This is a genomic window from Desulfosoma sp. (assembly GCF_052743555.1).
Map to the genome: position 1 here is coordinate 1 of NZ_JBRAHS010000024.1, position 26,053 is coordinate 26,053.

A 26,053-nucleotide genomic window follows, 5' to 3' on the forward strand; every position below is an offset into this window, starting at 1 on the left:
ATGGACAATGCTCTGGGAATCCGGCCCAGGCCCCTAAATAGGCGGATGACCATCATATGAAAGGTTATGCCAACATCTTTATCACCATACAAGCAAGGTGATGAAATGAAAGGTTTTTTCGGTCTCAATCGAACGCACGGAACAGAGTTGGAAACAACTTGGCACGCCATGATTTTCTTCTGGTTCAAGACACAAATCCATTGAATTTTGCAATACGTATCTTCCAAGCTCCCGAAACTTTTCGGTTCTCCTAAGTGAAGCCGGGCTGGTTCCATGCTGGTCCCTGCGGCGGCCTGCAAGAGATGGAGCTCTGAAGAGCGGGACAGGAAAAGGCTCTAACGGCCGTTGAGAGTCTTCCGTCGCCTAGAAGAACTTTCCACACTTTCTATGTTTCCTGTTCCAAACATGGAAAATTTCAATTCGAGAGAACCGCCTCTTTTGTTCGTAGGACGATAAGTTGTCCCGTAAGATTGCGTGGCCGTACGACCAACCGCCCCTTCTGTGCGGGGAGCGATATATTCCACAAGGATGGCGGTTCAGAAGATCCAATCCTCGGTGCGAAAGCCGACGGAAGCGCACAGGCAGCCGTCGACTTTTTGGGCTTAAGGATTTGGGCCGGTCGGCCGATATATTTGTGGATGTGTTCCAACAGAGAACCCTGCGGCTCAGGTCCGCTATGCCGGCTAGATGCGTCACGCTCTCGATGGACGACAAACGGTGAGGTGAAGACGATGGTGTCGGGTAAAGAACTGGTCATTTTGCTGGTGGAGGATTCCGCCATTACCAGAAAGATGGAAATCAAGGTTCTCAACTCCCTTGGGTATCACAACATTTTGGAGGCTCAAGATGGAGAGCATGCTCTTCGCCTGCTCAGAGAAAATCCACAAGTGGCTCTGGTCATCAGCGATTGGAACATGCCCGGCATGGGAGGCTTAGATCTGGTTCGGGCGCTGCGGTCTCAAGAAACCTACCGAGAGTTGCCTTTTATCATGGCGACGGGCCGCGCTCAGATGAAGGAGAGAGTGGAGGCGGCGGAAGCGGGCGCCAACAATGTCATCACCAAGCCCTTTGCGCCTCAGGAGCTGCAGAGCGTTATCGAGGAAACCCTGGCCGGCAAAACCTTGGCCGGCCGCGCTCACACCCACGTGCGACACCCTGAACGCACCGCTTCAGGCCGGCTGCGGCTCAAAGTCGGCCACATTCAGATCACCGATCACCTCACCTTGGGCGTTCTCAAGCATCTCATTGACAGCGGCAAACGGGTGCCGCGCCATTTCGAGCTTGAAACTTTGTGTATGTCCAGCTGGAATCCTGTGCAAAAGGCGCTGGCGGAAGGTGAGGTGGACGCCGCTCTTGTCCTGGCTCCCTTGGCCATGGACCTGTTCGCCTATGGCGTCCCCCTGCACATTGTCCTCCTGGCGCACAAGAACGGAAGCATTGCCGTGCGAAAGAAAGCCCCCGGCGAGTCTTTGAAATCCTTGTTCAAAGGCAAAACCTTCTATATTCCGCACGAACTGTCCATTCATCACATTTTGTCTCACATGTTCTTCAAAGGGTTGGGCCTGAGTCCAGGCACGGCTTCAAACAGTGGCTGCGATGTCATCTACGAAGTGGTTCCGCCGGTGCGCATGCCCGAGTTTCTGTCCGGTCAGCCGGGAGCCTGCGGGTTTATGGTGGCCGAACCCATTGGGACCAAGGCCATTGCCAGCGGCCTTGCCGATGAACTTTTCTTGTCTGGAGAGTTGTGGGAAAACCATCCCTGCTGTGTGGTGGCCGTGCGCGATGAGATCCTTGAGCATCACAGCGAGGCCGTGCAGGAACTGGTGGGTATGTTGGTCCAGGCCGGCAAGTTCATCAGCATCAATCCAGACAACGCCGCGGAGATTGGCGTGGAATTTTTGGACCCTCAAGGCACACTAGGGTTGAAAAAGGCCATTCTCAAGAATGTGCTGACGGATTCCATGGGGATCAAAACGGACGACCTGCTGCCGGTGGCCGACGACTTTATCAAGATTCAAGATTACATGGTGGAACGCATGGGCCTGGGTTCCCGCATCGACGTCAACCAACTGCTGGACCTACGGTTTGCTGAGAAGGCCTGCCTTGAGGCTGGAGGCATGGCCCGCCGCTCGGTCCTGCATGATGCGGCCGCCTTTGCTCGTGAAAAGCTGAAAGCCCTGGAAAACCAGGCCGTCCTGTCCAGCAAGGCCAATTTGGACCGGGAAGGTCAGTACCTGATCTTTCACCTCATGGAGCAGACTTACGGCGTGGACGTGTTGTCCGTCAAAGAAATCATCGGGATGATGCCCATTCGTTCGGTGCCGGAGACGCCTCTTGAAGTGAAAGGCGTGGTCAATCTGAGGGGCAAAGTCATTCCAGTGGTCGATCTTCGCCTCAAATTCGGTCTTCCTGAACTCCCCTACCACGACCGCACCTGTATCATCATTCTGGAGACCCCTCGGGGAGACCGCGTCGTCCCTCTGGGTATCGTGGTGGATAGTGTCTCTCATGTGGAAAACATCAAGGCCGCCCACATTGAAGATGCACCGGCCTACGGGTTGGGAGCGCCCATGGAATACATCGCCGGCATGGCCAAAGACGGCGAGGCCGTGCGCATTCTCTTGAACGTCCACCGCCTCTTTGCACATCCGGAGACCCTGGTGCCCGAAAAATGGAAGGAACGGCAAGAGGCCGCCTAGGAACGCCTTTGAGAATGCTGTGCGAGGGTTTTTCTCACATGTATCGGGGGGGGTTCCGCGTCCGTGATTTTGGTGGAACAGAGTCTTGTGGGTCCAAAAATCTGCGGACGACGAGAAAATGGTCCCCTTGAAAGAAACCAGCCTGAGAGAGATGGGAACCCCGAGAAGGGGGGGCATCCCTGGGGAAAGGCGGGACGAACCTCTGGAGTCGGACGGACGCGCGTGCGCCACTTCCTTCTCTCGCAAAGAAACACTCATCCGGGTTTGTCAGCTCTCGGACCGCAAGGATGCTCTCCTTTCGTTGGAACATTGGAGCCTGCAGGCACGCCAAAATAGAGCACTCTAAGGCGTTTCAGGATAAAAGAAGGACAGATTCCAAAGGGGTGGCCAGGGCAGGGCGGCGGCGACGCCAGGCGAAAAGGCTTAGTTTTGTGAGGGCGAAATCGAAAAACCGTTCCAAAGCAATGGCCACGGCATTCATGGAATTGCCGATGACCATACCCCCTAGAGTCAGGAAATACTGGGGCCGCCACCAGGGCCGCACCCCTACATCCAAGGCTGTCATAGCGTAAGTGATGAACATGTAAAGTGCCAGCATGGAGGCGAGCGTCGGAAGAAAGAAGGCGACGGTCCTACTGGAGATGCGGGCGCGAACGATCCAAGCAGCCGAAAAGATCATGACGCAATAGAAGGCCAGAACGGGGGGCCGGATGCCGAACGCGAAAGATCATTGTCAGGACGTAGCCCATTTCCATGCCCATTTGACCCAAGAGATGACGAAGCTGCTCGGCAGATGGTCGGGGACGGCCTCGATGGTTTCGAAAGCCAAAAGAAAGATGCAGGTTGGTGTGCACTGTAGCGGCAACCATTGCAGGTGTTTGGGCCACATGGATCACCGAACTTTTCAAGACCGGCCCCGGCACGTTTTCCAGCGGGGTTCCGTTCCACAAAATGGTCCCCGCCGCTGGGCGCTCAAAGGCCGTCAAAATGCGAAGCACAGTGGTCTCCCGCAGCCCGAAAGCCCGACAATTTGAATCCATTGTGCGGGATGAATGTCCACGCAAAGGCCCTGAAAAAGGGGCGTCCATCGGGCAGGGTCAAACGAAGATCTTTGCAAAGAAGAACAGGCTCCCGCAGAATCGGCCCTCCTGATTGTGATCCGATGCGCCCATGAAGGAGCGACCATCCAGGCGTACGTTTTAAATGAAAATAGCCCGCGGGAGGAGCCATTCGCCAGAAAAATCTTCGGCAAAACCGAGCTTTTTGTCAAACCATGGAACGAAAAATGGAACACCTTCTAAGGCCCTATAACTGGCTGAAAGTGCTGGAGCGCCAATGAACACGAGGTTTCGAACATTCATTTTGTGCTCTTGGGAAGAGGCGGTCTTGGCAAGCTGAAAGGAATGTGTTCCCGTACCAGTGTCGCTGCGGCTGAGCGCGACAAGAAAACTGGCTGTCAGTCTTTTTTTAGGATAAAGAAAAACAGAAAAAAAGCAACCCCCCGGCGACAAGCAGATGACCAATGGGCTGGCAGCTCAAAAGAAAAGAGTGATGCCGAGTTCTTTGTCTCATCGATTCCGCCTATGAACATGGCAGACGATTGAGGAACCCATGCCGGGTGAAGGCAGGGTTCGTGAAGGTGCGGTTCGAAAGGTCGGCCTGGCGTTCCTTGGTGGCCTTGCTTGTTCGAAGTTTCGGGTGCACGGCTTTGACGAACACGTGAGCCTGGGGTAAATGTGGTGCCTGCGGGGGAGGAATCGAGCGCGATCAGAGAACTGTTTTTCGGTGGTTCCGGCGGGCTGTGGGCGGGGGGGGGTGCCTGACGGGCTGGCGAGGGATTGTGCTGGTCGGGACGGGCGGATTTGAACCGCCGACCCCCTGCTCCCAAGGCAGGTGCGCTGACCAGTCTGCGCTACGCCCCGACGTGTCTCATGTAAGCCAAGACTGGGTGGGTGCCTATCATAGCGTTTGGGGAAATGCAAGACGATTGGCGGCTTTTGTTCTTGAAGGCCGGATTCTGGAAAAGCTTTGAAGAGGGAGGCGCAAGGATTCATGGATCAAGTTTGTGAGCATGTGGCGCGCCGCGCCCAGCTGGTTCCCGCCGTGCAATGGCTGGGCATGGAAGTTCTGGAAGCTCACGATGGCAAGGCCCGCGTACGACTTCCCTACAAGGCTCAGATGTGCAATTCGCGAGGCATGGTGCACGGAGGTCTTGTGAGCACTCTGGCGGATTTTGCGGGAGCCATAGCCCTGCTTTCTTTGCTCAACGAAAAGGACTTTACGCCCACCATCGAAATGAGTGTGAACTATCTCGGCCCCGGCCGCTCCGACCTCACCGCCGAAGCCCGGGTGCTGAAATGCGGCTCCCGAGTCGGCACGGCCTATGTGCAGATTGTGGATGCGGAAGGAGGCCTGACGGCCGTGGCTCTCGCCAGCTACGCCCTGTCACGGGCTTAAACCTGTGGCCCTTTTGACGACGCCTTGGCTATGAGGAGGAAACCATGGAACGAAGCCTCGCGGTGATGACCAGCGGCGGCGATGCACCGGGGATGAACGCCGGCGTGCGCGCGGTGGTGCGGCGGGCTCTGGATTATGGGTTCAAAGTCTACGGTGTCTATAACGGCTATGAAGGACTGGTTTCCGGAGGCGAAGCCATTCGGTCTTTGGGGTGGAGCGACGTGGGCGGCATTTTGCCTCGAGGCGGCACCTTCTTGGGCACGGCCCGATCAGAACGATTTCGAACCCTTGAAGGGCGGCGCCAGGCGGTGCGCCACTTAGTGACCTTGGGCGTGGATGCTCTCGTGGTTATCGGCGGGGACGGTTCTCTGATGGGGGCCCATGTGATGGCCGAAGAATGGCCTCTGCATGTGGACGCACTGCAAAAAGAGGGGCTCTTGGGCGAATCGGGGGAAGCCCCCTCCTGTTTGCACGTGATCGGCCTTCCCGGATCCATCGACAACGACCTCTTTGGTACGGACATGTCCATCGGCGTGGACACCGCTTTGAATCACATCGTGCACGCCATCGATGATCTAACATCCACGGCGGCATCCCACCAGCGCACCTTTGTGGTGGAAACCATGGGCCGCCACTGCGGCTACCTGGCGCTCATGGGCGCTTTGGGCGGCGGTGCTTCCTGGGTCCTGGTTCCGGAAGAGGAGCTGGACCTGCGCTGGCATCAAAAGATGACGCGATCCATCGAAAAGGCTCGAGCCATCGGCCGCCCCCACCAGATGGTCGTGGTGGCGGAAGGTGCGCGCCATCCTGATGGCTTGCCCATTCGCACGGAGGAGCTTAAGAAAATTTTGGCCGATCGTTTGGGCATTGATGTGCGGGTGACTGTCTTGGGCCATGTGCAGCGAGGAGGTGCACCGTCGGCCTTTGATCGGATTTTGGCCACCCGTTTGGGTGTGGCCGCTGTAGACGCTCTGGTTCAGGCGGGCGATCGACCGTTGCGCCACATGATCGGATTGCAGAAAAACCGGGTCGTCATGACGCCCTTGATAGAAGTGGTGGAAAAGAGCCAGGCGGTGGGCAAACAAATCGATCAGGGCTTTTATCAAGAGGCGCAACAGCTGCGCGGAGAGAGTTTTGTTCGAACCCTGGAGCTCATCAAGACCTTGACGCGCATCGAACCCGCCGCCGCCATGCACAGCGATGGTCCCGTGGCGATCCTTACGGGAGGTGCCGATGCGCCGGGCATGAACACAGCGGTGAGCATTGCTGCCCGCTGCCTGATGAACGAAGGATTTCCCGTGGTGGGTGTGCGCGATGCCTTTTGGGGTCTGATTCGCGGTGAGTTCATGGCTCTGGAATGGAACGAGCTCACTTCTTGGGTTAATCGCCCCAGTTCGGAACTGGGCACCATGCGCCACAGCCTGACGGAAGAGGATGTTTTCCGGGTGGCGGAAACCATCGAAAAGCACAACATTCGCGGCTTGATGGCCATCGGTGGTTTGGGAACCTACATGAACGTGACCATGCTCATGCACCACATGTCGGAACTCAAGGCCTTGGCCATTCCCATGGTTCTGGTGCCGGCAACCATCGACAACAACCTTCCGGGTACGGAATTTGCCATCGGAGGGGACACCGCCTTAAACAATATCGTGCAGGCGTTGGACAAGATCCGCCATACGGCGGGAGCTACTAAGCGCACCTTTGTGGTGGAGGTAATGGGGCGTCAATCGGGTTATCTGGCCCTCATGGCCGCTTTGGCCTCGGGCGCCGAAAAGGCCTACTTGCCGGAAAAAGGCATTACCCTTGCGGAACTGAACGACGATGTGGCTGCCCTTCGGGAAAGCTTTCAGTGCGGCAAAAGAATGGTGATTTACTTACGCAATGAGAATGCGTCAAGGCATTACACCACCGATTTCATCAGCCGGCTTTTGGAGGAGGAAAGTCGGGGATTGTATCAGGTGCGGACCGCCATTCTCGGACACCTGCAGCGAGGGGGCGTTCCCTCAGCCTTTGATCGGATTCTGGCAAGCCACATGGGATCGGCGGCGGCTCGAGAAATGAGCGCCATGTTGCGTCAGGATCGAAGGGAGGTGTTGGTTTTAGGGCAGAGAGGTGGCGGTCTGGAAGTGTCCCCATTGCGGCAGGTGCTTGAGGAGATGGATGTGAAGGAAGGGCGTCCCAAGCATCAATGGTTTTTGGAACTGACCGCTACGGCCGAGGCGCTGTCCAAACACGCGCCCACATGGGCCGTGGGCGGTTCGGAGGCAGGCCATGCATAAGAAAGGTTTGCTGTGGGTTGTTGGATTCTCTGCCGGGCTCTTGGTCCTGAGCGGGTGTGCTCATGTCATTTCGCCCCAGGTGCGCCAGCAGGCCGCCATGAACCTGAGTTTGGAAGAGGTTAGAAGAAATCCCAAGGCTTACAAGGGAAAGGTAGTGATCTGGAGCGGCAAAATTCTTTCCGGGGAAAACAAGAGCGACGGCACGTGGCTGGAAATTTTGGAGCTTCCGGCGGATCGGCAGGGAAAGCCGTCCAGCACCACGCGCTCTGACGGCCGTTTCTTGGCGAAGGCGTCACGATTTCTGGATACCGCTCTGTATGCGCCCAACCGCCTGGTGACGGTGGCTGGAACCCTGACGGAAACAGAAGAGCGAAGGGTGGGCGCTGTCCCCCTTGTGTATCCCGTAGTGACCGTTTTGGAGATGCATTTATGGCCGGAGGAGCCTTTGATTGTTCGGGATCCCTACGACGACTGCGGCCGGTACCCTCCCATCTGGTGGCGGTTCTACTTTGGCCATGGATGGTGCTGGTGACCGCCCTCAGGCAGGGGTGAGGCGGCATGGAATGGCCCGAACCTGCGGCGTGGCCATCACGGGATCCGTGCGTCCCACCCCGGTGAGCATGTTAAGATTCGACGCCGCCCATCCCCGCAAAGGGTCACCCGTCCTTTCAGGAAACCACCACCCAAAGTCTGCGAGAATCACGGGATGACGCAGCGCCTCCGTGAGATGGGCGCGCTGAGCGATGCGCCCATGAGCGGTTTCGATGAAGATCTTTTGCCCTTCGCTGATCCCCAAACGGGCTGCGGAATCGGGCGAGATCCATACCGTGGGTTCTGCATGCTTTTGGCGAAGGCGTTCCAAGTGCCGGTATGCCGAATGAAAAAAGTCTTTGGGTTTCCGACTGGTGAGCAGAAAGGGAAAATCTTCGGGCAGAGGCGCGGGGTCTTCGGCGGCGGGCAGTGCGGAAAAACCCCATTTTTCCAAAAGGCTTGAGCGCAATTCCACCCTGCCGGAAGGTGTCTTAAAGCCTTTGTCCTCATAGGTGCGATAACGCTTGGGGCCAAAAACTACGCCTTTCGCACACAATTCCCGGAACGAGAGCCCGGAAGGCGCCACAATGGCTTCCAGGATGTCTTCCTCCTTTGGCCAAAAGCGATCGCCCAACCCCATGCGCTTGGCCCATTCGTTGATGATCCACAAGTCGGAACGGCATCCTTCCGGAGGATCCACCAGCTTGGGCCGAGCCGTGACGAAACCATGAGGCAATCCGTAGTGGCCGATGTCGTTGTATTCCATGGGCAAGGCCACAGGAAGCACCAGGTCGGCCAAGGCGGCCGTTGGTGTCATGACCTGATCGGCGACGGCAAGGAATTCCAGAGACTCCAGAGCCTTCTTGACGACGGCGGCATCCGTGTAGCTCAGCAGGGGATTGGTTCCCTGCATGTAGAGAGACCGTATGGGGTAGGGGGCTTGGTTCAGAATGGACTGCACCACCATCCAGCTGGGGACTGAGATCAAACGCGGAAGAATGCGGTGGTGATGGTTCAAGAGTTTCTTAGGGCGATCGGGAAAATCGTCCAGAGCGATCATGTCCTTAAGGGGCATGAGTCGGGGCATGTCGGCGCGAATATTGCCCCCAGGTTGCTCCAGATTTCCGGTGACGGCCATGAGGTGCACCAGAGCTCGACAGGTGTCGGCGCTTCTGGGCGTGTGTTCCACGGCATTGCCCCACTGCAGGCAGGCGGGGCGGTTCTGGGCGTACAGTCGTGCCGCTGCTCGAATTTTTTCTTCGGGCACCCAGCATCCTGCCGCCACCCGTTGCGGCGTGTAGGCTTTGACGGCCCGTCGCAGGTCCTCAAAGCCAACGGTCCACTGTTCCACGAATTCCCGGTCGTACCAACCTTCTTCCACAATGACGTGCAAAAAACCCATGGCCAAAAGATCATCGGTGCCGGGACGGATCTGCAGCCATACGTCGGCTTTTTCAGCCACTGCCGTGCGTACAGGGTCCACGACCACCAGCCGGGCCCCTTGGTTCAAACAGGCGTGCAGGTGTCCTCCCAGCACCCCCTCTTCGTTGGTGGCCGGGGGATTACTTCCCCACAAGAGCACGCATCGAGACGGTCCTTCGAGGTCTGCCACCGGAAAAAAGCCGCAGGTGACCAGAGCCATTTGTTCTCGAGGCATGTGGCACACATGTTGGCTTCCCGCCACATTGGGGCATCGCAGCAGATTGGCCAAGCGAAGGAGCAGGAAAAATTCCGGTCCTTTGGGCGCGCCCTGTGCAAAGGCGACACTTTCCGGTCCAAGCGTCTGAATGGCTCGAGAGAAATGCTGCGCCAGAAGATCCAAGGCCTCATCCCAGCCGACGAGTTCCCAGAGGCCTGAGCCTCGAGGACCGGTGCGGCGCAGAGGCTGCGTGAGTCTGAGAGGGCTTTCCAGTCGTTCCTTGGCGGAAAGCCCTTTGCGACAGTGCCAGCCGTGGCTGAAGGGATCGTCAGGGTCGGGAACCACCTTGTCCAAGCGACCGTCTTTGATGGAGACTTTTAAACCGCAACCGCCGTGATCGAATCGCGCACAATGGGTTCGAAACCATTCCTGGGCCATGGGTTCCTCCCGCGCAGCGTGTTCTGCTACGTGTCCAGTTGTGTTCGGGCCCTATCGAGCAGCTGGTTCAGGGCCAAAGAACTTTCCGCCACCGCTTCCAGGGTTTGCGCCACCTGCGCCAGGCCTTCCGATCGTGCCTGCTGCGCCCACCGGCGATAGGAAGCCTCATGCTCTTCGTTGTGGTGTTTCCAGTGATCCAGCATTCTGGCCAGCTTTTCCTTTGTGGAAAGGGCACCGGCTTCGTGCTCTGTGGAGGTGGTCTGGCCTTCGTGGCCGGAGTGCGGCCTGTGTTCCTCTTCATGCCCATGGTGATGCGGGGCTTGCGCGCAGTGATCGTGGTTCTGTTCAAAATTTGCCGACTCGTAGCGGTGGCCCATGCTCGTCCTCCATGCTTGTGCAATCATTTCATGTCTGTGGTGTGAACCCAAAAGACGGCACCGATCTCCACAGGTTTGGGTTTGCCGTCCTTTTTGAGCTTCCAGGAAGCGTCGCTGAGCGCGGCAAAGCCCCACCATCCCGCGCGAGGCATAGCGTAGGTGAACACACCGTTGCCGTCGGCCTTGACCACTTGGGTCACAAACGGATCGGAGGGGGCCGCTACCTTGGAAGGATTATCCGGCGACTCATTCAGGTATTCCACTTCCACTTCCGCATAGGGGACGGGCTTTCCTTTGAGAAGCACACGGCCGGAAAAGACGTTGCCGGTCCACAGGCCATAGGGGCGTGTCAGCGGCACGATTTCGGTCTCCAGCCCGACAGGTTCGTCCCAGCCCTCTTCCAACCCAAGGGCCTGGACGCATACCTTCGTGTAATGCACAATAAACTTGTCTTCGGCAGGTTCCCAGTAGGGACTCGGTTCCATGTAGAAGATATAATTTCCGGGCTTGCGAATGGTATAAGAGGTTTCCCAATACGTGAAATTGTTGTCCTGATCGGCGCCGCGACCTTTGCGGGCCTCCAGGGATGCCGTCAGGTCCGTCTTTTGGCCCATGTGCAGAAAACCGAAACGTTTCGGCTTGACCATTTCCATATAGTGGCCTTCCATGGGATGCAGGAACTTGGCCTGCAGCGTAAGGGTTTTGGAATCTTCCGGGGTGACGATGTCGTCGGAAGGCAAGATGAGCCCAAAATGCGCCAAAGCGGAACCGGCAAGAAAGAGCCTGGTCACCAGGACAAACGTGAAGACAAGGACCATGACAACGGGACGATGTTTCATGACGACCTCCGTGACTTTGGGTGCTTTCACTGATGAAGGATAAAAGTTGTTGTGAGGTCTTCGTGACCGAAGGTTCATGAGGTGAGGGACGGAACCCCACAGGCTTAGTGGGCTGGTTCGAAAGGCTATAGCCTTCCCTTACGGAATCAACGTAAAGGAAAACGTGACCCGTGTCAAGACACTCAGAGATCAAAAAGCCCCTATAAGGATGGACGATGCGTCGAGAGCCACCTCGTGACAATCAGGCATGGGATAACAACCTTGTGGCCGACTACAGGGATGACTGTTGAGCGGGTTTTCTGGACGTAAGTTTACGTCTGAGATTTGTGCGACCCGGTCAGAGTTTTCGCTTTCTCATCACGGCGCAGCAAAGACCCAAGATGGAACGCGTGGTGGCCCACAACGGAGGAACCGTCCTGCAGGTTCGGGAAACGGAGGATGCCGTCGAAATGACCGTGGGCAGAGCCTCGGAAGGGTGATGTGCGTCGTCGTCATGTCGCGGGCTCAGCATCTTTCGGAGTAGCGACGAGCCCGTCTTTGAAAAGGCTGAGGATCTCGGCCGAAAATGCTTTCCGCGAATTCTTGCAGGTGGGGCGAATATTGGTGACGCACACGCCATCGCCGAAGTCGTGCAATGATTTTTCTGCGACGATTGAACTGCGAGGACGCGCTCTGCAGATTTTTCCGACGTGCAGGACCGCCTTCCACTGACGCCGGGAGCTTGCCCCGTTTTGGCCCCGCAAGGGCTGCCTACCGCCAGCCTGGGTGCTCGCGGATGCTGGAGAGACCGTCTCATCGAAAACATGGGAAAGAAAGTCCTTGACGCGGACACAAGAGCCCTTAAACACCATCTTCGAACGGCCTTCAGGGGGCTGCGTCGTTCATGGGCCTGCTCAGGCCGAGAAAAATTCCCTTGACAAAGTCGAGGTGACAGCGGTAGCAGAAAGCGGCAATTAACAAGAGCGATCAGGTGCTTGCTGCTTAAAAGGGAATCCCGTGGAAGTCGGGAGCGGTCCCGCCGCTGTGAACGGGGACGGCGCCTGCGACAAGGCCACTGACGCTGCCAAGGCGTCGGGAAGGTGTAGGCGCTCGGGTGATCCGTGAGCCAGAAGACCTGCCTGATCGTGGGGAAGCGCGGCACGGGCGGATGCTGCAGTGTTTCCCGCGTGAGGACCAAGCGAAACTGGGTGCAATCCTTAGAGCGGTCAGCTCTGAGGATTTTTTTTTGGGAAAAGGGCGGCCCACCCTTTTCCCGGCACCACCCTCCTCATCGTTCCATTCACCCTTTGACCGCCCGGGGTCATGTTCATGACCTCGGGCGCCCTGAAGACCGGAGGATCGAGATGAAAAGAGGCCTAATTGTTTATGTGACCGGAGGGGGAGAGCTCCACGAGGATAGTTGGGGTTCCTATGCGTGCATGGATCGGTTTGGCGCCCAAGCCATCGGAGTGGCCCGCTCGGAATTCGAGATTGCTGAAAACTGGTGGCGTATGATCACCCGAGGCATGCAGGAGATTGTTTGCGTTCGAGCTCAAGTGGACAGTGAACGCGGCATGTCCATCATCGGGGCACCCCTGCGTCTTTGCGGGTAAACTGCCTGGGTGAGAGGGCAAAGCCTGTGGCGCGGCGCACGGCCCATAATTGCGGCGTTGTATTATGCGGCGTTTGGAGGGAGTGCACGCGCCAGAAAGGCCGCAAGAGGTTCTTGTGACGGTTAAAAGGGGGTTGTACGTGAGGGTCTCCTTGATTGAAGCAAAGGGGAGGCCGCGCCTGGACCCATGTGTTGCGAGGCTCTAGTGAAAAGACATCGACTTTTTTCGAGCAGAGGGAGGTGGGATTCATGGTGGTGAAATCCGGAAACGTCATGAGGTGTCTTGTGAGATTTCTGGCAGTGGTGGCCATTATTTTGGGAAACATGGGAGTTGAAACAGCTATGGCAGAGCATGGATCCTCCGAAGTGGCAAAACCGGCCATTTTGGTGGTTGCCTTTGGAACGAGTGTGCCGGAAGCTCAAAAAGCCTACGATGTCATCGACCAACGCATCACCGCGGCGTTTCCCAAAGTGGAGAGGCGTTGGGCCTATACTTCCAGCATCATTCGCAAGAAACTTCGTGCGCAAGGCCGGTCCTTGGATGCTCCGGAAACGGCCCTGGCCAAGCTCATGGAGGACGGCTTCACACACGTGGCCGTTATGTCACTGCACGTCATCCCAGGAGCCGAATTTCACGATCTTTACATGAACGCCCGCTTGTTCGCGCAAATGGTGGGCGGCTTCAAAAAGGTTACCTTTGCCCGACCTTTGCTTTCGTCCGCCGAAGACATGACCCAAGTGGCTCGCGCCATGGCGGAAAGTGTGCCCTCGGAGCGAAAGCCCGATGAAGCGGTTGTGTATATGGGCCACGGCAGTGAGCACCATCCCGCCGATGTGGCTTACGTGGCCATGGATGCCTATTTTCGAAAACAAGACAGCAACATGTTTCTGGCCACCGTTGAAGGCTCTCCGTCCTTTGACGAGGTGCTTGCCGCTCTGGAAAGCCGCCGCGTGCGCAAAGTCTACCTTGTTCCCTTCATGGTCGTGGCCGGCGACCACGCCCGCAACGACATGGCCGGAAAGGATGCCGACAGCTGGAAGTCTCAGCTAGAAGCCAAGGGCATCCAGGCGGTTCCAGTCTTTCGCGGCATGGGAGAAATTGCGGCTGTGGTCGACATCTGGATCCGTCACCTGCAATCGGCCATGGAGGATTTGGGAATGCCGTAACTGCATGGCACATCCGCCACACATTTGCCGCAGACATCCACCAGGGGAAGATCCTTAAAACGGCGGTCGTTTTCCAATAGCTGGGCGTAGCAACGGTGCCGGTCCAGCCCGTTGAAGGTGAGCGCTCCAAAGGTGCAGCGATGCACACATGCCGTGCACGCATGGCCCGATTTGACCAGGCAGTATTCCACGGTGGGGCGTGGCGTCGGTTCCATGGGTTTGGCCGTCACCAGGCTGCCCAATCGGCCGCAGGCCCCCTGATGGGTGATGAGCTGGTGATGGATGCCGAAGGTTCCCAATCCGGCAATGTAGCCCAGATGCTTGTGGGACCATCGGCTGAGAAGGCGTTTTTCATCGAAATTGTGGGTCGCCGGTGTGACAACGCTTTCATAGCCTTCCTGCGCTAGGTGATGCTTAAGGGCTTCGCAGATTTCGGCGATCAGGGCGTTGGTGGCCACATAGGCTTCGGCCCAGGAACGAGCGGCGTAAGGCGTTACCTGTCGGTTTTCCTTGGCGAGGTCCTTTCGAAAAGGCAGAAAAAAACGATCACCGACGCCCGCAAGACAATAGATCATGGGGCAGAGCATGGTCCGGAACGGCGATTTTCCTTAGTTTTCCAAACAAAGGGTCCTGCACGTGAGCAATGCCGACACAGGCGGGAAGCCGCCAATAGGCTTTCCCGCCGTGACGGTCGGCCCAGGCGCGCATGGACCCCTCAATGATCTGCTGAAGCCTTGTCCGCGTCAAAGAACCTCTTTTATCGAAAAAGCATTGCACGAACCGCCGGCTTTTTTCACTCATTGCGGTGCTCGAATCAAGTCTTTAGAATGCCGCGCGAGGCAAAGGCCCATGCCAAGAAATTTCCGGACTTCAGCGGTGTTTTTCATGAGCGACGATTTTTCCGCACCCGCGTGGAATGCATCCCGCGCAGAACACCGCGCGCGCCGTTGGGACACTCTGGTCACCGTGGTCCTGACGCTGTTGCTGCTCATTCCCATGCCCTTCGTGCAATTTCGCTCCTGGCCAGACAATCGCCTCATTTTGGAGCGCCCTGTGCTCCCCTGGAGTTCCTTTCGCTTGTGTTACCGGCCGCTGGATGGGGGTCCACCTGTGGAGGAACAATATCGATTTGACCACGCAGGCCGTCTGCGGCCGCCTGTGGCCGCGGACGCGTTCCCCATGGCTCTGGAATCTGTCGACCTTCCCTGGCTGCAATGGCAGAAGCAGCCGGAAATCGGACTCCAAGAGATCCACGACCGTGGAGCCTTTCTCGACGTTCGCGTGCGCTGGCAACCCGTCCTGGCCTATCCGTTAAAAATGCTTTTGGACGCGTGGAAGGATCATCCCTTGGGGTCCCAGGGAGCCGGGGCCAAGCGATAGATGACGCGAATTCTGTTCGGGTCGACCCCTTCATCCAGCAGCGCCACAATGCGCCGAAGACTACGCCGCAGCCGATAAAGGGCCGCGTAGGAAGCCATCACATCAAAAGGAGCGGTGCTAATGTCGGGATAGGCTTTCTCAAAGATATCCAAGGCTTGGTTCAGCCGTGCCAGGCCCTGCCGGTAGTCGTTTTCCAACATGGACACGGAGACAAGGTTGCTCAAGAGCCCAAAGCACAGAACCGAATCGTCGGCGCACACTTCCAGCCCTTCATGAAGGAGGCTTCGAGCTTTGTCCGTGGCGTGATGGTGCAGATAAAGATAGCCCAAATCCCGGCACAGCCGTCCCTGAAGATCCCGAAACCCGCGGTGCCTCGCCAGGTCCAAGGCCAACTGATAGTACCGAATGGCCTTGATGAAGTGACGATATGCGCAGGCCTGATCCCCCTGGTGAATCCATACGAGCACCTGATCGTGATCCGCCCACACGTCGGGAGGCTCATGAGGAGGGTTCACTGATAAACTCCTTGGCACGCGCCGGCTCCTCAAGCCAAAGATGGGAAAAAACGCGTCGGCTCACAAGAAAACTTACACCCAAAGGCAGCCAATAGTAAGCCAATCGATACAAAAGCACCGCCAAAAGGGCTTGATTGTAATCCTTCCCCAGAAGGTGAAAGGCCCAGGCCATGGACCCTTCCATCACTCCCAAAGAAACAGGCGTGATCGAAAACAACCCGGCAAAAATACCCACAGAAAAACCTACGGCAAGCTCATTGAAGGTTATGGGACACCGGATGGCCTGAAATGAATATTTGAGGCACAGAAACATGAACAACCAGTCCAAAGCCGCGTAGATCAAGGGGAGAATCAGCCGGGAGGTGTTCTGCACTATGAGCCTCATGCTTTCATCAAAATTTTGAAAGAACGCTTCCGCCTTCTGGAGAAAAATCCACCGGGGCTTCCTCAAAAGCGCCGCCAGCCGATAAGCCGCCCACACACTGATGTTCCATGCTCGGCGACGAAAGGAAGGGGTGATGAGTATCTGAAGGGTCACCCACGTAAAAACCAGAGCGGTGCCCAACACGACGACGGCGATGCCCAATTGCTTGGCGTGGATTTGTGCGTGACCATAGAGATAAAAAAACCCGAGATAGATCAAGAGAACGGCCACGGTGTTGGTCAGGAATCCATGGACCATAGAAATACTCAGGGTTTGGCTTGGGGGAATACGCTGATGACTGAGAAGATAAACTTTCAGAGCCAGACCGCTGAGTCCGCCCGCTGGCATGAGGTAGTTGACACAGGAGGACACCAGAGAGATGGAAAGCACGAGAGCCAAGGGGCGGCCATGCTCCAAGGTCTTGAGCAGTTCAAAGAGCACCGCGCCCATAAACACATAGCTCACCGTGCTGGCCCCACCCGCCATCAGGGCCCAGAAGGGCTCCACTTCATGAATCATTTGCGCGAGAACGGCAAAATCCGCCCGCGTGAGCACAAAGAGAAGAAGGGCGCCACCCGCAAGGGCGGCAATCCAAAAGCGCGTGCGGCGACCCACCAGCGGACTCACTACAGCCTCCTTAATGTCATGACACTGTGAAGCACAGTCCCTCATACCAAATCGCAAGGGCTTAGAAAAGTCGATCTTTTTGGTGTGTCACGGCCAAGCTACGGCCCTTGACGCCCCTGAGGGCGGTAAATTCCAAAGCGTGAACAAAAAATGAAACAACGTGGCTTGCACAAAAGGGCCTTTCAACGTTACTTATAACCATTCACGGCGGGAACACGAAAAAAGTCACGCCACGCAAGATATCGGGCAAAAATCATGGCGAAGGGCAGCGAATATTCCACAGAAGAGGTGCTCGCCCTGGTGGGTGAGATTCCCACCTTTCCCAAAACCGTCGCACATCTCATGAAACAACTCAAGGATCCGGACTCCAGCCTCGAAGACATCTCCTTTACCATCTCCGGAGACCCGGGCTTGTGCGCTCAGGTGCTGCGCATCGCCAATTCCCCTCTGTATCGAGCGGGTTTTTCCGCTCCTACGACTCTGAGTATTCCCCGAGCCGTTCAGCTGCTCGGGCGAAAGATCATCGAATCGGCCGTTCTCAGCTATGCCCTGAGGGGGATGCTTCGGCATTCGTCCCTTGCGGAAAGACTCCTGTGGGAACATGCCGTGGCCTGCGCCGTCATCGCCGGCGACCTCATGCGCCTCATGGGCTCAAAGAACGTGGAAACCGCCTATGTGTGCGGGCTCTTGCATGATGTGGGCAAGACGGTGATGTGCCTGAGATTCCCAGAAGCCATGCACGCCATTCTGGAAGATCAATACAACCGCTGCCCGGACGAGGACGCCATTATCTCCTCCGTTTCCATGGAAAAGGAATCCTTGGGCATCGACCACGGGCGTATCGGCGCCCTCTGCCTTAATGTGTGGCAGTGTGGTGAAGAAGCCGTCGTGGCCTGCGCCTACCATCATCGCCCCAAAGACGCCAAAGGAAGATCCGTCTGGCCCGCTGTGGTCCGCATCGCGGATATTCTGTGCCATAAGATGGAATACGGCTCCATTCGCCGCCCCATGCTGGACCTTGGCCCTTTGGAAAGAGCCCTGCGCTTGAACCGCGCCCAAATGGCCCAATGCCTTGGACGTTGGCGCACTAGAATCCAGGAGACGTTGCAGACTTTTTCGTGACAAGCTTGCCAGAGAGCCGCGGCGCCTTGAGCCACCGCCGGGGGCAAGGCCATGAGACGGTCTGCGCAAGGAATTCCTATGGCGCGCCCCTCTGAAGGGCCTTATCTGGAAACGGCAAGGTGCGGAAAGTGGAGGCAACCACACCAAAGAAGAAAGGCCCTTGCCGGGCCTTTCCATGGATGACGGTATGGAGCGGGAGACGGGCTTCGAACCCGCGACCCTCAGCTTGGAAGGCTGATGCTCTAGCCAGCTGAGCTACTCCCGCAAAGCACGTTTTCTTGTAACATAGGCCTCTGTGGGTTTTCAACGGGAATTTTACCTTGCTTTTTCCATAAGAACCTGGCATTCGACGCCATGAAACATTGTTTGTCCATAAACGTTTCATGGGTGCGCCTTTGTTGTGAATGACGCCGAGAGGAAGTCCAATGGAGAAGCATTTTCGAGAGATGATGGAGCAGGTGAACATGTCGGCCGTCTTCAAGGCTCGGCGTGTCGTGCAGCGCGTGCTGCCTCCAACGCTTTTGGCCCGCTACGAACGATTGTGTGCGGATTGGGGAACGGATATTTACGTGAAACATGAAAACCATTTGCCCACCAACTCCTTTAAGGTGCGGGGCGCCGTCAACTTCATGGCCCATGCGACGCCGCAGGTGGCGCGATCGGGCATTGTGGTGGCCACGCGGGGTAACCACGGCATGGCGGTGGCGTGGGCGGCCCGTGATAGGGGCATCTTTTGCAACGTGGTGGTTCCGGAAGGGAACGATGCGGAAATGAACGCCGAGATCGCTTCCTACGGTGCACAGCTCATCATTAAGGGGGCGGACTTTTACGAGGCGCAGGATTACTGCGAGGAATTGGCGGAAAATGCCGGATATTACTACCTGAGACAAGGCAACGATCCTCATTTGATCGCCGGCACCGCGGTCATGGGTTTGGAGATCTTTGAAGAGCTGCCTGAGGTGGACACGATCCTCATGCCCATTGGAGGAGGGACAGGGTGTGCCGCGCTGGCCACGGTGATTCGCGGCATCAATCCGCGCGTGGAACTCATCGGAGTTCAGGCGCACAATGTGCCTTCTTTTTACGAGTCATGGAAGCGCAAGGAAAAGGTCACCGTGCCCATGAAGCATACGGTGGCCGACGGTCTGGCGGCCCGATCTGTATTTGAAGTCCCGTTTCTCCTCTTGAAGGATGTGGTGAGCGACGTGGTGTTGCTGACCGAAGAGGAGTTGTTGGAGGGGGTACGGATGGCCTTGCGCTACACGCACAATCTTGCGGAAGTGGCCGGGGCGGCGGCCTTGGCGGCGGCGTATAAGATTCGTGACCGGCTTGCGGGAAAAAAGGTGGTGGTGGTCATGACGGGGGGGAACATAACGTACGAAAGGTTGGAAAAGATCTTGGCCCAACAAGGCGCCGGGTGAGCCGAAAAAGCTTTAGCAGTGCCCATCCGCGAAACCATCATGGGGCGCCGCGCCGCCTTGAGCAACGCGCCGCACTCTCAAGCTGCTCCACGGGGGACCTTGTGGGGTTTACGCATGCTCCGAGACATCATGAGTTCTTGCAGCGCGTCCACAAAAGTCCTCGGCGACACGGTGGCACAGGCGGACCTCTTTCAGGAAAACGGCGACCATTTCTCTAGGAGGGCCCAAGTCCCTGTGAACGGCCGATTCTCAGCGATTTCGTGCTCAGGCATGTTGCGGCCTGCGCCGTGCGCTCCTTTTGGGACGGCTTGTTCTACGCGGCTGAGCCGCATTCCAGCACCACCTTGTCGGCACCGTCTTTTTCTTGCAAGAAGACATTCACTCGTTCGTCCGGTCGAGTCTTCAGTTCCAAGCCCACGAAATGGGCGCAGATGGGCAATTCCCGATGTCCTCGATCCACTAGAGCGGCCACGCGCACTCTCTTCGGACGCCCGTAATCCATCAGGGCATCCAAGGCGGCGCGAATGGTTCGGCCCGTAAAAAGGACGTCATCCACCAGCACGATGTCTTTATCTTCCAGGGAAAAGGGCAAAATCGTGGCGCGCACCTTGGGCTGGGTGTGCAATCGCGACCAATCGTCGCGGTAGAGATTAATGTCCAGGGTACCTATGGGGACCTGCAGGCCGTAGCGAGTTTCCAAAATATGGCCCAAGCGTCGGGCCAAAAACACGCCCCCGGTGTGAATGCCCACAAGGGCAAGATGGGATGGGTCATCCGCTTCCTGATAAATTTCGCGGGCGATGCTTTCGAGAGCTCGGCTTATTGCATCGCTTTCCATGACCACGTGATGGTGGGCTTGCGCATACATGAGGTTCCCTGCCGTGTTGTGTTTGTAGGAAAAAGAAAAAGGCGCCTCCCTGACGGCACCCGTGACGCACGGAACGCACCTGAGCCACCACTTTTAGCCTAGGAAACCTAGGCGCCTTTGTCAATCATTTGAAAGATGGTCTGCTAAGCGCGTGCTTCGGCCTCGTTGTGCTCCCTGACGGGCTCGCCGGGCCCTTACGGACGGCGCTTCGGATGGCAATTTCAGAAGAGCTTCTGTGGAGCGTGTCCGAGAACACCCTCATCAATTTAGGAAACGGGGTTTTTCCGTGGGGAAATTCCGCTCCTGTCGAGCCTGTGGGAGAAACTTTGAGTAGAAGCGGCGCGCGCCGCGATGCCTGATCGCGCCTTGCGGCGCTCCTACAACCTCAGGCTGTGGGCGAGCGCTTTGCCTGAACCCGCCTGCGGGGATCGTGCAACACCCGCGAGCAGGGGCCGTGAGAATTTTCATGATTTTCATGATGGGTGGTTCCGCACAATGGTGTGTCATGAGCGGCTGCCGTGCTCTCGGGCCCCTTCTTGACGACAAAAGGAGACCTCTGGTAAGGGGGCGCGAAGGCTTAGCGCTTGGGGCCGCACGATGGTAGGCACGCGATGAAAAGGTTCGTTGAAAAGGAGATTTTCCATGGGGGCCAAGAAGATCAAGGTTCGCAAAAAGGATACGGAAAAGGCCGACGAGATTCTGAGTTTTTCTCAGCAGATGCTGGAGTGGGGGCGGCGTCACGCAAGCCTTCTCATGGGAGCGGTGGGCGGACTTGTCGCGGTGCTTCTGGTGTCCTGGGCTGTGGGGGCGTATTTGGACGTGAAGGAGCGTCGCGCCCAAAGGGAACTGGCAGCCTTGTGGAGGGATACCGAGGCGTTGGATGCAAAAGATGAGGCGGCTTTGAAGGATCACCTGAACCGTTTGCAATCCGTAGCGGAAAAACATGACGGGACGGCGGCTGCGGCCGGAGCGGCTTTGACCATGACGCGGCTGCTTTTTGAGAACGGCCGCTATGAAGAGGCGCTGCAGTGGTACGATCGAGCCAGCAAGGGTTTTCCTAAGGACGCTGCGGCGGAGGTGATCATGACCTACGGACGGCTGATGTGCCTGGAATCCATGGGTCGTGTGGAAGAGGCCCTTGCGGGCTGGGCGACCCTGGCGGAGGTCGTGGAAGGCGGCCTCAAGCGGGAGGCTCTCTGGCATCAAGCGCGCATGACCGCCGCCAAGGGAGACCGTGAAAGGGCTCAAAAACTTTATGAAGCGGCTCTGCAGGTCAAGGGCCTTTACCCGGAAGACGCTCTTTTGAGGGCGGAAAAAAGCCGCCTTTAAAACGGTATGGGCCCGAAAGAGGGATGCCCAGAAGGAGTCCTTGGGTTTTGCCTTGACACAAAACGTTCCCTTGGGTAAGGGACCGGAGTGAGCGTGCAGCGCGAGCCTAAGAGATGCGAAGAGCACGAAGGACAGGGGCGATCATGAAGCGGTTCTTTCGCTTTGGCTTTATCGGCGGTGACGGGGGCTTCTTTTTTAGGAAGTCTGCCCATGGCCGAGCGGGGTAAGCGAAGAGAGCCGAGAGGGGAGCCCCGCCCAAGAGGGAAAAGCAGCCATGGGTAGACGAAAACGGAACCCATGGCGAAAGATGTCGAATAAAGCCGTGGGTTCTTCAAACCTACGGCTTTTTTGTTTGCAGCCCCTGACACAGACAACCACGGCATTCACACGGAGAGGAGGACACATGCGATGATCTACGATATGGACTACGAAACATTACCCCGAGAGGCTCTGGAAGCCATTCAGCTGCGGCGCCTGCAGGCCACGCTGCAACGGGTTTACGCCACGGTGCCTTTTTACCGAAAACGCTTTGATGACGTCGGGTTTAAGCCGTCGGATCTTAAAAGCCTTGAAGATCTTCGCCGCGTGCCTTTCACCACCAAACAGGATCTTCGGGACAATTATCCCTATGGTCTTTTTGCCGTGCCCATGGAAAACGTGGTGCGGATTCATGCCTCTTCCGGCACCACGGGAAAACCCACCGTAGTCGGCTACACGGCGCGGGACATTGAAACCTGGGCGACCCTGATGGCACGGGCCCTTTCCGCCGCCGGGGCCACGCGCGGCGACATCATCCACAACGCTTACGGCTACGGCCTGTTCACGGGCGGTTTGGGAGTGCATTACGGCGCTGAAAAGCTGGGTGCCTCGGTGATTCCCATTTCCGGAGGAAACACCAAGCGCCAAATCATGATCATGAAAGACTTCGGGGCCACCATTCTCACCTGCACGCCCTCCTATGCGCTGCACCTGGCCGAAGTGGCTCACGAAATGGGGGTGGACTTCAAAGACTTGAAATTCAAGGCGGGTCTTTTCGGCGCAGAACCCTGGTCGGAAAAGATGCGTGAAGAAATCGAAAGAAAGCTGCACTTGAGCGCTTTGGATATCTACGGGCTCAGCGAAGTCATCGGCCCCGGCGTGGCGGTGGAATGTCTGGAAGCCAAAGCGGGCCTGCACATCTTTGAAGACCATTTCATTGCGGAAATCATTGATCCCAACACAGGCGAGGTCTTGCCGCCGGGATCCGCGGGTGAGCTTGTGTTCACCTCCATCACCAAGGAAGCCTTTCCTGTCATTCGCTACCGCACGCGGGACATCACCAGCCTGAACGCGGAACCCTGCGTGTGCGGCCGCACCTTCGTGCGCATGAACCGCGTCAGCGGCCGAAGCGACGATATGCTCATCATTCGCGGCGTGAACGTGTTTCCGTCCCAGATCGAAAGCGTGCTCATGGAAATTCAAGGCGTCGAACCCCATTATCAGCTCATCGTGGACCGAGAAGACAATCTGGACAGGTTGACGGTTTTGGTGGAGGTGGGAGAGTCGGCTTTTTCCGACAAGGTGAAGACCCTGCAGGACCTGGAAAAGATCATCACCAAGAATATCAAGGAGTATCTTGGCGTTTCGGCCAAGGTGAAACTGGTGGAACCCAAGACCATCGCTCGAAGCGAAGGCAAGGCCGTTCGAGTGATCGATAACAGGAAACTCTAGTGGGTCGCAAAGAAAGGAGGCCGAGCATGCGAGTGGAACAGATTTCGGTCTTTTTGGAAAACAAGGCGGGGCGCCTGGCGGAAGTGACGCGCATTCTTTCGGAAGCTGGCGTAAACATTCGAGCGCTGTCGTTGGCGGACACCTCCGATTTCGGCATCTTGCGCCTCATCGTCAACGATAACGACAAGGCCAAAGAAGCTCTTAAAGCCAACGGCTTTACCGTGGGCAAGACGGACGTCGTGGCGGTGGAAGTGGAGGACCGTCCCGGCGGCTTGTACAAAATCTTGGACATTTTGCGAAAGGCGGGCATCAACGTGGAATACATGTACGCTTTTGTGCAGCAGAGCGGAAACAATGCGGTGATCATTTTTCGCTTTGACAATCTGGATGAAGCGGTGCGCGTGCTCATGGAAAACGGCGTCACCGTCATCAACGGCAGCAAGGTGTACACCATGTAACGGGTGGCATGACGGCTCGAAACGTTCGTCCGCGCTGAAGCGACGGAATTTTGAGCCGTCTTTGGCAAAGACAGGGTCAGACTAGGGGAGGAGGAGCGATGGAACGCAAGGCAAGAGCGTGGGTTTCTTGGATGGCGGCGGCAGCGGTGGTGCTGGGATGCGTGGTGGGGCCCAAGGCCCTTTTTGGCGCCGAGCCGTACAAGATTGGGGGTATTTTTTCCATCACGGGCTCTTCCTCTTTTCTCGGGGATCCCGAGAAGAAAAGTCTGGAGATGGCTGTCGACGAAATCAATGCTCGAGGAGGCATTGACGGTCGACCGGTGGAAGCCGTGATCTACGACACGGAAGGGGATCCCACCAAGGCGGTTCTGGCCGTCAACAAGCTCATCAGCAAGGACAATGTATTGGCCATCATCGGCCCCAGCTTGACGCCCACCACACTGGCCGTGATGCCCATTGTGGAACGGGTTCAGGTGCCGCTCATCAGTTGTGCCGCCGGCATTCAGATTGTGGAGCCCGTGAAGCCCTACGTTTTCAAGACGGCCCAAAGCGATGTTCTGGCCGTGGCCGCCATTTACAAGCACATGCAAAAACATGGCATCAAAAACATCGGCATTCTCTCGGTGACCAACGCCTTTGGGGTGAGTGGTCGAGATCAGCTGGTCAAGCAGGCTCCTGAATACGGCATCAAAATCGTCAAAGAAGAGGCTTACGGCGCCAACGATACGGACATGACGGCGCAGTTGACCAAGATCAAAGGGGAAAACCCGGATGCCGTCGTGTGTTGGGGCACCAATCCGGGGCCCGCGGTGGTGGCGAAAAACATGCGTCAGCTTGGACTCTCCTTCCCTCTTTACCAAAGCCATGGCGTGGCCTCACCTAAGTTTATCGAACTGGCCGGCGAGGCGGCGGAAGGCATTCGCCTGCCCACAGGCAAGATTCTCGTCACCGATCTCTTGCCGGACTCCGATCCGCAAAAGGCTGTCTTGGCCAAATACGCTGCCGACTACACGCAGCGCTATGGCGGCGGTGTGTCCGGTTTTGGAGGCTATGCCTACGACGCCATGCAGATGCTGGCCAAAGCCCTTCAAGGCACGGGCGGTGACAAGGCCAAGATTCGCGACAATTTGGAAAAGATTTCCGGCCATGTGGGGATCAGCGGGGTGTTCACCATGACGCCTCAAGACCATAACGGCTTGGGTCCTGAGGCTTTTGTCATGGTGGAAATTCGAAACGGCACCTGGAAGCTTTTGGACTAAAAGAGGACACGTCCCTTCACATGAGTGAGTTTCTGCAGTTTTTCCTCACCGGCGTGACCACCGGGGCCATCTACGGGCTCATCGCTTTGGGGTTCAATGTGCTCTACAACGCCACGGAGCTCATCAACTTCGCTCAAGGCGAATGGGTGATGCTGGGTGGCCTGAGCTTTTATACCCTGGGCGTGGCAATGGGATGGCCTATGGTGGCGGCCTTTGCCGCAGCCGTGGCGTTGGTGGCTGTGCTGGGCCTTCTTCTGGAACGGATCGCCCTGCGAATGGTCAAGAAAGCGGAACCGATCACCCTCATCATCATCACCGTGGGCGCGAGCATTTTTCTCAGGGGTGTGGCCATGCGCGTGTGGGGCAAGGATCCCCACAGCGTGCCGGCCATGACGTCCTCGGTGGAGCCCGTGCGCATTCTGGAAGCGGCGCTCATGCCGCAGAGCCTGTGGATTGTGGGCATCGTGGTGGCCTTGATGACGGGCTTGCATCTTTTCGCCAAGCGCACGCTGACCGGGAAGGCCATGGAAGCCTGCGCCATTCATCGACACGCTGCCTGGATTTTGGGCATTCCCAGCGAACGCATGGTGCTGTTGGCCTTTGCTCTGAGTGCCGCGTTAGGGGCTGTGGGTGGTGTGATCATCGCCCCCATTACCATGTGCAGTTACGATATGGGCACCATGCTGGGCCTCAAGGGGTTTTGCGCGGCGATGCTGGGAGGGCTGGGAAGCCATTGGGGGGCGGCTCTTGGAGGGATTGTGCTGGGTGTGTTGGAATCTTTTGGGGTGGGCTATTTTTCTTCGGGGATCAAGGATGCCGTTGCCTTTCTGGTTCTCTTGATCATTTTGATGGTGCGTCCGTCCGGGCTTTTGGGCGCTTCGGCGGTGAAACGATTTTAGGTTTCGGTGCAGCGAAGGAGT

Annotated in this window: 23 protein-coding genes, 2 tRNA genes, 1 pseudogene and 1 riboswitch; of the genes and pseudogenes, 14 read left to right on the plus strand and 12 right to left on the minus strand. The window is 57.2% G+C overall.

Going from position 1 to position 26,053, the window contains the following annotated elements; all coding sequences use genetic code 11:
- Positions 1 to 731 precede the first annotated feature (731 nt).
- Complete coding sequence (locus ACUVSA_RS13220; protein WP_445895180.1) at positions 732 to 2,699, plus strand: chemotaxis protein CheW; 1,968 nt, start codon at positions 732 to 734, stop codon at positions 2,697 to 2,699.
- Between the two features lie 352 nt (positions 2,700 to 3,051).
- On the opposite strand, the gene ACUVSA_RS13225 is transcribed toward ACUVSA_RS13220, so the two are convergent.
- From ACUVSA_RS13225 to ACUVSA_RS13235, 3 genes are all read right to left on the minus strand, one after another.
- A complete protein-coding gene (locus ACUVSA_RS13225; RefSeq protein ID WP_445895181.1) occupies positions 3,052 to 3,378 on the minus strand; it encodes an ABC transporter permease in 327 nt (108 codons plus the stop codon).
- On the minus strand, positions 3,332 to 3,739 hold the full coding sequence (locus ACUVSA_RS13230; RefSeq protein WP_445895204.1) for a hypothetical protein: 408 nt from the start codon (positions 3,737 to 3,739) through the stop codon (positions 3,332 to 3,334). The genes ACUVSA_RS13225 and ACUVSA_RS13230 overlap by 47 nt, the downstream gene beginning before the upstream one ends.
- Before the next feature lie 804 nt (positions 3,740 to 4,543).
- A tRNA-Pro gene (locus tag ACUVSA_RS13235) sits at positions 4,544 to 4,621 on the minus strand.
- A gap of 130 nt (positions 4,622 to 4,751) precedes the next feature.
- Between ACUVSA_RS13235 and ACUVSA_RS13240 the strand changes: the two genes are divergently transcribed.
- Genes ACUVSA_RS13240 through ACUVSA_RS13250 form a run of 3 tightly spaced genes read left to right on the plus strand, consistent with a single transcriptional unit; the run spans position 4,752 to position 7,970 of the window.
- Positions 4,752 to 5,156: a PaaI family thioesterase gene (locus ACUVSA_RS13240; RefSeq protein WP_445895182.1), complete on the plus strand. Its 405-nt coding sequence runs from the start codon at positions 4,752 to 4,754 to the stop codon at positions 5,154 to 5,156.
- A 44-nt stretch (positions 5,157 to 5,200) separates the two neighbouring features.
- Positions 5,201 to 7,438: a 6-phosphofructokinase gene (locus tag ACUVSA_RS13245; protein WP_445895183.1), complete on the plus strand. Its 2,238-nt coding sequence runs from the start codon at positions 5,201 to 5,203 to the stop codon at positions 7,436 to 7,438.
- Entirely contained in the window at positions 7,431 to 7,970 is a 540-nt protein-coding gene (locus ACUVSA_RS13250; RefSeq protein WP_445895184.1) for a Slp family lipoprotein, read from the plus strand. The genes ACUVSA_RS13245 and ACUVSA_RS13250 overlap by 8 nt, the downstream gene beginning before the upstream one ends.
- A 6-nt stretch (positions 7,971 to 7,976) precedes the next feature.
- Here ACUVSA_RS13250 and ACUVSA_RS13255 read toward each other — a convergent pair whose 3' ends face one another.
- The 3 genes from ACUVSA_RS13255 to ACUVSA_RS13265 are packed head-to-tail and all read right to left on the minus strand — an operon-like array spanning position 7,977 to position 11,262.
- Positions 7,977 to 10,046 carry a molybdopterin-containing oxidoreductase family protein gene (locus ACUVSA_RS13255; RefSeq protein WP_445895185.1) on the minus strand — a complete coding sequence of 690 codons (2,070 nt, stop codon included), beginning with the start codon at positions 10,044 to 10,046 and terminating at the stop codon, positions 7,977 to 7,979.
- A gap of 26 nt (positions 10,047 to 10,072) precedes the next feature.
- Positions 10,073 to 10,423 (minus strand): hypothetical protein, encoded by a 351-nt coding sequence (locus ACUVSA_RS13260; protein ID WP_445891471.1) that lies wholly within the window; start codon positions 10,421 to 10,423, stop codon positions 10,073 to 10,075.
- Between the two features lie 23 nt (positions 10,424 to 10,446).
- Positions 10,447 to 11,262 (minus strand): DUF4198 domain-containing protein, encoded by an 816-nt coding sequence (locus ACUVSA_RS13265; RefSeq protein ID WP_445891472.1) that lies wholly within the window; start codon positions 11,260 to 11,262, stop codon positions 10,447 to 10,449.
- Between the two features lie 951 nt (positions 11,263 to 12,213).
- Positions 12,214 to 12,398: riboswitch (cobalamin riboswitch) on the plus strand.
- A gap of 207 nt (positions 12,399 to 12,605) precedes the next feature.
- Here ACUVSA_RS13265 and ACUVSA_RS13270 point away from each other — a divergent pair.
- On the plus strand, positions 12,606 to 12,854 hold the full coding sequence (locus tag ACUVSA_RS13270; protein WP_445891473.1) for a hypothetical protein: 249 nt from the start codon (positions 12,606 to 12,608) through the stop codon (positions 12,852 to 12,854).
- A gap of 284 nt (positions 12,855 to 13,138) precedes the next feature.
- Entirely contained in the window at positions 13,139 to 14,020 is an 882-nt protein-coding gene (locus tag ACUVSA_RS13275) for a sirohydrochlorin cobaltochelatase (RefSeq protein WP_445895186.1), read from the plus strand.
- Here the strand turns inward: ACUVSA_RS13275 and ACUVSA_RS13280 are convergent.
- A complete protein-coding gene (locus ACUVSA_RS13280) occupies positions 13,981 to 14,607 on the minus strand; it encodes an epoxyqueuosine reductase (protein ID WP_445895187.1) in 627 nt (208 codons plus the stop codon). The genes ACUVSA_RS13275 and ACUVSA_RS13280 overlap by 40 nt on opposite strands.
- A complete protein-coding gene (locus tag ACUVSA_RS13285; RefSeq protein ID WP_445895188.1) occupies positions 14,567 to 14,767 on the minus strand; it encodes a hypothetical protein in 201 nt (66 codons plus the stop codon). Before ACUVSA_RS13285 ends, ACUVSA_RS13280 begins: the two co-directional genes overlap by 41 nt.
- A gap of 138 nt (positions 14,768 to 14,905) precedes the next feature.
- Between ACUVSA_RS13285 and ACUVSA_RS13290 the strand changes: the two genes are divergently transcribed.
- Entirely contained in the window at positions 14,906 to 15,400 is a 495-nt protein-coding gene (locus ACUVSA_RS13290; RefSeq protein WP_445891476.1) for a hypothetical protein, read from the plus strand.
- On the opposite strand, the gene ACUVSA_RS13295 is transcribed toward ACUVSA_RS13290, so the two are convergent.
- Positions 15,361 to 15,915 carry a hypothetical protein gene (locus ACUVSA_RS13295; RefSeq protein ID WP_445891477.1) on the minus strand — a complete coding sequence of 185 codons (555 nt, stop codon included), beginning with the start codon at positions 15,913 to 15,915 and terminating at the stop codon, positions 15,361 to 15,363. The two genes, ACUVSA_RS13290 and ACUVSA_RS13295, sit on opposite strands and share 40 nt — an antisense overlap.
- Positions 15,899 to 16,966, minus strand: a complete 1,068-nt coding sequence (locus ACUVSA_RS13300; RefSeq protein ID WP_445895189.1) for a lysylphosphatidylglycerol synthase transmembrane domain-containing protein — start codon at positions 16,964 to 16,966, stop codon at positions 15,899 to 15,901. The genes ACUVSA_RS13295 and ACUVSA_RS13300 overlap by 17 nt, the downstream gene beginning before the upstream one ends.
- Before the next feature lie 255 nt (positions 16,967 to 17,221).
- On the opposite strand from ACUVSA_RS13300, the gene ACUVSA_RS13305 reads away from it, so the two are divergent.
- Complete coding sequence (locus ACUVSA_RS13305; protein ID WP_445895190.1) at positions 17,222 to 18,088, plus strand: HDOD domain-containing protein; 867 nt, start codon at positions 17,222 to 17,224, stop codon at positions 18,086 to 18,088.
- Positions 18,089 to 18,276: 188 nt separating this feature from the next.
- On the opposite strand, the gene ACUVSA_RS13310 is transcribed toward ACUVSA_RS13305, so the two are convergent.
- Positions 18,277 to 18,353 (minus strand) — tRNA-Gly (locus tag ACUVSA_RS13310).
- Between the two features lie 160 nt (positions 18,354 to 18,513).
- Between ACUVSA_RS13310 and ACUVSA_RS13315 the strand changes: the two genes are divergently transcribed.
- Positions 18,514 to 19,509 carry a threonine ammonia-lyase gene (locus tag ACUVSA_RS13315; RefSeq protein WP_445895191.1) on the plus strand — a complete coding sequence of 332 codons (996 nt, stop codon included), beginning with the start codon at positions 18,514 to 18,516 and terminating at the stop codon, positions 19,507 to 19,509.
- A 313-nt stretch (positions 19,510 to 19,822) separates the two neighbouring features.
- On the opposite strand, the pseudogene pyrR reads toward ACUVSA_RS13315, so the two are convergent.
- Positions 19,823 to 20,389 (minus strand): annotated as a pseudogene (pyrR, locus tag ACUVSA_RS13320) (bifunctional pyr operon transcriptional regulator/uracil phosphoribosyltransferase PyrR); the annotation flags it as partial.
- A gap of 630 nt (positions 20,390 to 21,019) precedes the next feature.
- Between pyrR and ACUVSA_RS13325 the strand changes: the two are divergent.
- The 5 genes from ACUVSA_RS13325 to ACUVSA_RS13345 all read left to right on the plus strand — a co-directional run bounded on the left by ACUVSA_RS13325 (position 21,020) and on the right by ACUVSA_RS13345 (position 26,032).
- The gene (locus ACUVSA_RS13325; RefSeq protein WP_445891481.1) at positions 21,020 to 21,706 is read left to right on the plus strand and encodes a hypothetical protein; all 687 of its coding nucleotides are present in this window, start codon (positions 21,020 to 21,022) and stop codon (positions 21,704 to 21,706) included.
- A 408-nt stretch (positions 21,707 to 22,114) separates the two neighbouring features.
- On the plus strand, positions 22,115 to 23,416 hold the full coding sequence (locus ACUVSA_RS13330) for a phenylacetate--CoA ligase family protein (RefSeq protein ID WP_445891482.1): 1,302 nt from the start codon (positions 22,115 to 22,117) through the stop codon (positions 23,414 to 23,416).
- 26 nt (positions 23,417 to 23,442) lie between these two features.
- Positions 23,443 to 23,874, plus strand: coding sequence for an ACT domain-containing protein (locus ACUVSA_RS13335; protein WP_445891483.1), 432 nt, complete (start codon positions 23,443 to 23,445; stop codon positions 23,872 to 23,874).
- A gap of 98 nt (positions 23,875 to 23,972) precedes the next feature.
- Complete coding sequence (locus ACUVSA_RS13340) at positions 23,973 to 25,133, plus strand: ABC transporter substrate-binding protein (protein WP_445891484.1); 1,161 nt, start codon at positions 23,973 to 23,975, stop codon at positions 25,131 to 25,133.
- A gap of 20 nt (positions 25,134 to 25,153) precedes the next feature.
- Entirely contained in the window at positions 25,154 to 26,032 is an 879-nt protein-coding gene (locus ACUVSA_RS13345; protein ID WP_445895192.1) for a branched-chain amino acid ABC transporter permease, read from the plus strand.
- Positions 26,033 to 26,053 lie beyond the last annotated feature (21 nt).

What these genes read in the sequence shown, in the direction of transcription:
- ACUVSA_RS13345 (WP_445895192.1), top strand. Translation starts at nt 25,154, where the DNA reads ATGAGTGAGTTTCTGCAGTTTTTCCTCACCGGCGTGACCACCGGGGCC.
- ACUVSA_RS13225 (WP_445895181.1), bottom strand. Translation starts at nt 3,378, where the DNA reads ATGATCTTTTCGGCTGCTTGGATCGTTCGCGCCCGCATCTCCAGTAGG.
- ACUVSA_RS13245 (WP_445895183.1), top strand. Translation starts at nt 5,201, where the DNA reads ATGGAACGAAGCCTCGCGGTGATGACCAGCGGCGGCGATGCACCGGGG.
- ACUVSA_RS13255 (WP_445895185.1), bottom strand. Translation starts at nt 10,046, where the DNA reads ATGGCCCAGGAATGGTTTCGAACCCATTGTGCGCGATTCGATCACGGC.
- ACUVSA_RS13325 (WP_445891481.1), top strand. Translation starts at nt 21,020, where the DNA reads ATGGGGGCCAAGAAGATCAAGGTTCGCAAAAAGGATACGGAAAAGGCC.
- ACUVSA_RS13340 (WP_445891484.1), top strand. Translation starts at nt 23,973, where the DNA reads ATGGAACGCAAGGCAAGAGCGTGGGTTTCTTGGATGGCGGCGGCAGCG.
- ACUVSA_RS13230 (WP_445895204.1), bottom strand. Translation starts at nt 3,739, where the DNA reads ATGGATTCAAATTGTCGGGCTTTCGGGCTGCGGGAGACCACTGTGCTT.
- ACUVSA_RS13270 (WP_445891473.1), top strand. Translation starts at nt 12,606, where the DNA reads ATGAAAAGAGGCCTAATTGTTTATGTGACCGGAGGGGGAGAGCTCCAC.
- ACUVSA_RS13220 (WP_445895180.1), top strand. Translation starts at nt 732, where the DNA reads ATGGTGTCGGGTAAAGAACTGGTCATTTTGCTGGTGGAGGATTCCGCC.
- ACUVSA_RS13290 (WP_445891476.1), top strand. Translation starts at nt 14,906, where the DNA reads ATGAGCGACGATTTTTCCGCACCCGCGTGGAATGCATCCCGCGCAGAA.
- ACUVSA_RS13260 (WP_445891471.1), bottom strand. Translation starts at nt 10,423, where the DNA reads ATGGGCCACCGCTACGAGTCGGCAAATTTTGAACAGAACCACGATCAC.
- ACUVSA_RS13240 (WP_445895182.1), top strand. Translation starts at nt 4,752, where the DNA reads ATGGATCAAGTTTGTGAGCATGTGGCGCGCCGCGCCCAGCTGGTTCCC.
- ACUVSA_RS13305 (WP_445895190.1), top strand. Translation starts at nt 17,222, where the DNA reads ATGGCGAAGGGCAGCGAATATTCCACAGAAGAGGTGCTCGCCCTGGTG.
- ACUVSA_RS13335 (WP_445891483.1), top strand. Translation starts at nt 23,443, where the DNA reads ATGCGAGTGGAACAGATTTCGGTCTTTTTGGAAAACAAGGCGGGGCGC.
- ACUVSA_RS13280 (WP_445895187.1), bottom strand. Translation starts at nt 14,607, where the DNA reads ATGCTCTGCCCCATGATCTATTGTCTTGCGGGCGTCGGTGATCGTTTT.
- ACUVSA_RS13330 (WP_445891482.1), top strand. Translation starts at nt 22,115, where the DNA reads ATGATCTACGATATGGACTACGAAACATTACCCCGAGAGGCTCTGGAA.
- ACUVSA_RS13265 (WP_445891472.1), bottom strand. Translation starts at nt 11,262, where the DNA reads ATGAAACATCGTCCCGTTGTCATGGTCCTTGTCTTCACGTTTGTCCTG.
- ACUVSA_RS13315 (WP_445895191.1), top strand. Translation starts at nt 18,514, where the DNA reads ATGGAGAAGCATTTTCGAGAGATGATGGAGCAGGTGAACATGTCGGCC.
- ACUVSA_RS13250 (WP_445895184.1), top strand. Translation starts at nt 7,431, where the DNA reads ATGCATAAGAAAGGTTTGCTGTGGGTTGTTGGATTCTCTGCCGGGCTC.